This is a genomic window from Flindersiella endophytica (assembly GCF_054779015.1).
Window position 1 is genome coordinate 40,186 of record NZ_BAAGYY010000012.1, and the last position, 6,100, is coordinate 46,285.

A 6,100-nucleotide genomic window follows, 5' to 3' on the forward strand; every position below is an offset into this window, starting at 1 on the left:
GGTCCCGATCATGGCTCCGAGCGCTTGGCTTCGAGTCCACCTGAGGCCAGCCGTCGCCGCCGCCATCGATGCGCGACGTGCAGCACGCCGGCCGGTCCTCCGAGCAGCGCTGCCGAGATTCCTGCCGCCACTGGCGACGACGCAAGCAACACGATCGCGACCAGCAGGCTGGCGGCGATGATGTAGACGAGAGGCGCGACCCGGCGGAGCAGCAGGGCCGCCCGGCAGGTGCGATCTTCGTGATCCACGACGTATGCCACAAGCCCAACGAAGCTCGTGGGATACGTCACCTCGCCGCGATGTGGGCGGGTACGCAACGAAGAAACGTCTCCGCCGCCCCGTTTGCGGTCGGCTCGGTCCGGCTGCCTGCGCACGACACATAGCTCCTCGCGTGTTCGCGTGCCGGGCGACACGCTTCACTGCAAGAACATGTGCTTGAACACACGGCCCCGTCGACCGGTAGAGCATCCAGACAGACCGAAAGTGCTCCGCGGTGCAACGCGGAACGCCCGCCCGGCACGCCAGACGTCCCCAAGGCTTCGGACTTGGTTTCGTTCTGCCGCGGTCGGCAGGAAGCTCGTTGGCTGGCGATGCTACTACGGTTGGCCACGCTTCGCTCAATGGCGAACGATCGGTCAGATGAATCAGGATGTCAGCATGTCCGCACAACAGCTGGTGCCGATCGGCGAGGCGGCCAGGCGCACGGGCGTCGCCACCTCGACTCTCCGTTACTACGACGAGCGCGGCCTGGTCCGGCCGGCCAGGCGCGCCGCCGGCAAACGGTGGTACGGCCAGTCCGAGCTGCGCCGGATCGCGTTCATCCTGTTCACCCAGCGGCTCGGCATCAGCCTGGCCAAGGTCGCGAACGTGCTGAACGGCAGCGGCACCGCCTGGCGGGCGGCCATCGACGGGCAGATCGAGGCGCTCGGTGAGCAGATCGCGGAGGCCGAGCTGGCCCGGACGTTCCTCCAGCACGGCCGCGACTGCCCCCACCCGAGGCCTTGGCAAGACTGTCCCTACATGATCGACAGTCTGGACCGGTGGGTCGCCGAAGGAGGAGGAATGTCCGCGGACAAGGCCGAGGCCGAACTGGCCAACCTGCGCGCCAGCTACCAGCGCGGTGAGCTCGTCGAGGATCAGGTGGACCCCGACCCGATCGAACAGTTCCGCCGCTGGCTGCACGACGCGCTCGCCGCCGACGTGCCCGAGCCCAACGCGATGGTCGTCGCCACCGCGGACGCCGACGGCGTGCCCTCGGCGCGAACGGTGCTGCTCAAGGGCCTGGACCAGCGCGGCTTCGTGTTCTTCACCAACTACGAGTCGGCCAAGGCCGCCGACCTGACCGCCAACCCGCGGGCGGCGCTGGTCTTTCCGTGGCACGCGATGGAACGCCAGGTACGTGTGACGGGCACGGTGAGCAAGGTCGCGACCGAGGAGTCGGCGGAGTACTTCGGCAGCCGCCCGCGCGAGAGCCGGCTCGGCGCCTGGGCCAGCCCGCAGTCGACGGTCGTACCTGATCGCGACACGTTGGACAACTCCTACGCCGAGCTCGAGCTGCGCTTTCCCGACGGCACGGACATCCCGCTGCCGGACTTCTGGGGCGGCTATCGCGTCGAGCCGCAGACGTTGGAGTTCTGGCAGGGCCGGCGCGGCCGACTGCACGACCGACTCCGCTACCGCCGCGAGGGCGACAGCTGGATCTTGGAGCGCCTCGCTCCTTAGAAGTAGCGTCGCGCGAGCCGGCCCGGAAAATGGTTCGACCCGTAGGCCTGGGAGGCGGTCGCCTCACAGAAAGCCGGGGGACAGTCCGGCACCTACGGGTCGGGTGGCCGCCTGGTATTCGCCAGGACAGTCATGGTCCGATTCTGGAATGGACGGCTGCCTAGCGGACAGCCACCTCACGAGTCCCAGAGCTATGCATCTGTTGGACCACCTCCTTCCACGTGTACGACCGAACGTACGCGCCCTTGGGCTTCCGTGCAAGGGATATTTGCGGGGTTGCCCGCGCCTGGACGTAAACGTTCCGTTACCTACAATCCACAGCCTCTGCTCACAGACCGGGAAACCGTTATGCTCAGGTGCGAAAGCAGCATCTGTCCGGCTAAGCCGGGAAATGCCGAGAAGATGCTTCTCTTATATCGCATTCACCACCCCTTTGTAAGGCCTTTACAGCAACCTGCCAGCCCTCCGTAGGGCGGGTTGCGATGCCGCGCGGAGTACTGGTACGAATGCTCCTCGTTGCGCATTCCCCGGCATGAGATGAGCGTTCGATGTCAGAGCACGTCGAAGACCGAACCGCCAACCCAGTAAGTGATTACGACCGCATCGGGGGAGCATCTGCGGTGTCGGCGGTCGTCAACAACTTCTACGAGAAGGTCGTGGCAGACCCACAACTCGCCGATTTCTTCAGCAATGTCGATATGCCGCGGCTCAAGCGTCACCAGGTCTTGTTGATTTCCTACGTACTCGGCGGTCCGGCCAAATACGACGGCCGTGAATTACGCGACGCGCACGCCGGCCTCCCGATCACCAGTGAGCATTTCAAGCTCGTTGTCGTCCACTTGGTGGCGGCGTTGGAGGAGGCGGGCGTACCCGAGGAGATCATCGGCAGGCTCGGCGAGGCGCTCGCCGGCACCGAGCAGGACATCGTGAAGGCGGGAGCCAGCTGACCGCTGATGGACACAGCTGCGCTGAAGAGCAGCTGGGAGCTGGTCGCCAAGTCTGGTGACGAGGTGCCGCTGTTCTTCTACTCACACCTGTTCCTCTCCCATCCGAAGCTTCGCGAGATGTTCCCGATCGCGATGTCCACGCAGCGAGACAAGCTGGTCGCCGCGTTGGGCGCGGTCGTCAGCAACGTCGACCAGCTGGACGACGTGATCCCGGTGATCCAGCAGCTGGGTCGCGACCACCGGCGCTTCTCCGTGGTCGCGGACCACTACAGCCTGGTGGGCGCCTCGCTGCTCGCGACGCTGCAGCACTTCCTCGGCCCGGCGTGGACCGAGGAGCTGGCCGCGGACTGGGCCGAGGCGTACGGCCTGGTCGCGAAGACCATGGTGCAGGCAGCCGAGGCCGACTCCGAGCACAAGCCGGCCTGGTGGCTGGCCGACGTGATCGGTATCGAGCGGCGGACGGTCGACCTGGCCGTGGTCCAGCTGCGGCCGCAACAGCCCTACGCGTACCGCGCCGGCCAGTCGCTCGCGATGGAGATCCCACAGCGGCCGCGGCTCTGGCGCTACTTCAGCCCGGCCAACGCCCCGCGCGAGGACGGCACGATCGAGCTCCACGTCCAGGTGATCGACGGCGGACAGGTGAGCGGCGCGGTCGTACGCAGCCTCCGGCCCGGCGACACCGTACGCATCGGTGCGCCGGTGGGCGAGGAGCTCACCCTGCAGGACAGCCGCGACCTGATCATGATCGCCGGCGGTACGGGCCTGGCGCCGCTACGCGCGGTGCTGGAGCAGCTCGATCGCTACTGGCGCACCAACGGCAGCGCGCCCGAGGTGCGGCTCTTCCATGGCGCGAAGCTTCCGTGGAGCCTCTACGAACGCAGCCGGCTGCAGCAGTTGTCCAGCCGCCCCTGGTTCACCTATACCGAGGTCGTCTCCGATGACGTCTCGTTCCCTGGCATCCGCGGCCTGGTCGGCCAGGTCGCGGCCGAGAGCCGCGTGTGGCAAGGACGGCTGGCCATGGTGTGCGGCTCACCGCGGATGGTCAACAACACCATCGACTTCCTGGCGAAGGCAGGCATGCCCCGCAGCGACATCCGATCCGAGAAGCTTGGCGGTGCGATGTGACAGACATCGTTCGTGATCCAAGAACCTCGCGCAGGTCGCCTCGCGCGGTCCGGGCGGCATCGTTCAGCCGTCGCGTGCGCGGGGTCGACGAGTCCGAGGTCCGGGCGTTCCTCGCCGGCCTCGCCGACGAGATCGAGGCAGCCGATGCCGAGCGTGCCGCCTTACGGGCGGAGCTGGATCGGATGCGTTCCGAGGCGACGAACGGGCCGAAGCCGCGAGCCGAGATCAACGCGCACGCGGTGGCGTTGTTCAGCCAGGCGCAACAGGTGGCGGACCGGCTGGTGGCCGAGGCGGTGCAGCACGCCCGAGATCTGATGCTGACCGCGCGGGAGCAGCAGCGGGAGATCCTGGAGAAGGCGCACGAGCAGGCCGAACGGGCGGCGGCGAAGGCGGCCTCGCAGGCGCCGCTGCAGGATCCGCAGGTGGTGTTCGCCGACGAGACCGATCATGGCGTGACCGGGTTCGGCGTGGACCCGAGCGCGGCGTACGCACGGCAGATCCCGGAGATCGAGTACGTACGGACGTTTGCCAAAGTGGCACAGGTGCAGTTGCGCTCGGTGCTGGACGCGTTGACCGAGCAGGTGGAGCAGCTGGGCCGCCTGCCCAAGCTGCCGGACTCGCCCGAGCTGCCACCCGGAGGCGGGAACCACGTCTATCTCGAACCCATGGACGACGACCCGTTCGCCTGAAAGCGCTACCCGCGCGGGGCATACATGATGACGGCGACGCCCACGAGGCAGATCGCCGCGCCGATCAGGTCGAAGCGGTCGGGACGGAACCGGTCGACGACCACGCCCCAGGCCAGCGAGCCGGCGACGAACACGCCGCCGTAGGCCGCCAGGATGCGGCCGAAGTTCGGGTCCGGCTGGAACGTGGCCACGAAGCCGAGCGAGTTCCACGCGTCCATTCTCCGCGGGAGGAGGCGGCGACGCTCAGCGCTGGATGATCGGGCGTACCTCGACCGCGGTCATCATCGAGCCGGGTTGCAGCCGCGGCCACTCCGACGCGATCGCCACCGCATCGTCGATGTCGTCGGCCTCGAGGTAGACGACGCCGCCGATGTACTCCTTCAGCTCGGCATACGGTCCGTCCGTGATCACCGGCGGCCCGCCGGCGGCGGCGCGCACGGTCTTGGCCATCGACGCGTCGTTGAGCTCGGCGCCGCCCGGGACGACCTTCCCGGCCGCCGACCACTTCGTGAACCAGGCGTCGATCTCCGCCATCGTGGTGTCGACCTCGCCTTCGGGCAGCTCGGCGTACGGCACGTCCTGCCCGACGATCAACATCGCGTAACGACTCACCACGTGATCCTTCCAGTGCGTTCGTCGTCGCGGCCGAGCGAGAAGTCCGCGTCCAGCCCGGTCACGCTGTGCTCCCAGAATGTCAGGGGCCCACAGCCGAGCGCCGTGGAGTACGTCAGGCCGGCGGAGTCGACGTCGTAGATCCGGTACGTGCTCGCGCCCTGCCCGAGGCTGCCGGCCGTGACCTGCAGGCAGTGCGGGGCGAGCCGCGCGGTCGTGCTCACGTGGATGTGCCCGCAGGCGTAGAGCACGACGTTCGGATGCGTTCGGATGATCTCGAGCAGCGCCAGAGCGGACTCCGGCACGAACTCGTCGGACCCGAAGAACTTGTGCACCTTCGGCTCACGCACACCGAGCACGGGGTAGTGCGTCGCCAGAATCACCGGCCGCGGGTCGGACTCGAGGAGCTCCACGATCCGGGGCAGCACACCGTCGGGGTCGCGCTCGCGCAGCCCGGCGGCGATCACCCGGACCGAGCCCAGGTCGCTGACCTGGACCGGATCGGCGTCGAACGTCCGGCCGTAGCCGGTTTTCGCGTACGGCACGTCTTCGAAGTCGCCCGCTTCCGGGCTGGGCGACAAGTCGTGGTTGCCGGGAATCGCGAGGTACGGAAGACCCAGCTCGTCCAGCCATTGCCGGGCACGCTTCAGGTGGTCTACCTGGGCACAGCCGAACGTCGTCAGGTCACCCGTGACGAGGACGAGCTCCGCGCCCGCCGCGTGCAGCTGGTCCCGGTCGCGGTCGAGGGAGGCGATCACACCGGGCATCCGCTGTTCGGGTTCAGGCTCGATGTGAAGATCTGAGATGTGAACGATTCGCACGCTGCACGAACTTAGCGCTCTCCGGACTCACACGTCCCGCAATTCCCTGTAAGGAGGGATTTCGCCGGGCCGGTCCGGGACCACTAGACGATCTATTCCAAGGGGTCGCCGGTCAAGCGCGCGGCGCATGGCGCCGCGCTGGCAAGGCGGAGGAGGAGCCAGGAGGGGCCTCCGGCGATCGACG

At 67.8% G+C, this 6,100-nt stretch carries 7 protein-coding genes and 1 pseudogene; 4 read left to right on the forward strand and 4 right to left on the reverse strand.

What is annotated here, in order from left to right; translation table 11 throughout:
• Positions 1 to 8: 8 nt before the first annotated feature.
• The gene (locus ACYVF6_RS11825; protein WP_460520110.1) at positions 9 to 248 is read right to left on the reverse strand and encodes a hypothetical protein; all 240 of its coding nucleotides are present in this window, start codon (positions 246 to 248) and stop codon (positions 9 to 11) included.
• Between the two features lie 409 nt (positions 249 to 657).
• Between ACYVF6_RS11825 and pdxH the strand changes: the two genes are divergently transcribed.
• The 4 genes from pdxH (at position 658) to ACYVF6_RS11845 (ending at position 4,483) form a co-directional block, all read left to right on the forward strand.
• Positions 658 to 1,722, forward strand: a complete 1,065-nt coding sequence (gene pdxH / locus ACYVF6_RS11830) for a pyridoxamine 5'-phosphate oxidase (RefSeq protein ID WP_460520113.1) — start codon at positions 658 to 660, stop codon at positions 1,720 to 1,722.
• Positions 1,723 to 2,270: 548 nt separating this feature from the next.
• Positions 2,271 to 2,669, forward strand: a complete 399-nt coding sequence (locus tag ACYVF6_RS11835; protein WP_460520116.1) for a group I truncated hemoglobin — start codon at positions 2,271 to 2,273, stop codon at positions 2,667 to 2,669.
• A gap of 6 nt (positions 2,670 to 2,675) precedes the next feature.
• The gene (locus ACYVF6_RS11840; protein ID WP_460520119.1) at positions 2,676 to 3,794 is read left to right on the forward strand and encodes a globin domain-containing protein; all 1,119 of its coding nucleotides are present in this window, start codon (positions 2,676 to 2,678) and stop codon (positions 3,792 to 3,794) included.
• Positions 3,791 to 4,483, forward strand: coding sequence for a DivIVA domain-containing protein (locus ACYVF6_RS11845; protein WP_460520122.1), 693 nt, complete (start codon positions 3,791 to 3,793; stop codon positions 4,481 to 4,483). The genes ACYVF6_RS11840 and ACYVF6_RS11845 overlap by 4 nt, the downstream gene beginning before the upstream one ends.
• 5 nt (positions 4,484 to 4,488) lie before the next feature.
• Here the strand turns inward: ACYVF6_RS11845 and ACYVF6_RS11850 are convergent.
• The 3 genes and pseudogenes from ACYVF6_RS11850 to ACYVF6_RS11860 form a co-directional block, all read right to left on the reverse strand.
• Positions 4,489 to 4,695, reverse strand: a pseudogene (locus tag ACYVF6_RS11850) (YnfA family protein); the annotation flags it as partial.
• Positions 4,696 to 4,726: 31 nt separating this feature from the next.
• Positions 4,727 to 5,095, reverse strand: a complete 369-nt coding sequence (locus ACYVF6_RS11855) for a YciI family protein (RefSeq protein WP_460520125.1) — start codon at positions 5,093 to 5,095, stop codon at positions 4,727 to 4,729.
• Positions 5,092 to 5,916: a metallophosphoesterase family protein gene (locus ACYVF6_RS11860; protein ID WP_460520128.1), complete on the reverse strand. Its 825-nt coding sequence runs from the start codon at positions 5,914 to 5,916 to the stop codon at positions 5,092 to 5,094. Before ACYVF6_RS11860 ends, ACYVF6_RS11855 begins: the two co-directional genes overlap by 4 nt.
• Between the last annotated feature and the right edge of the window lie 184 nt (positions 5,917 to 6,100).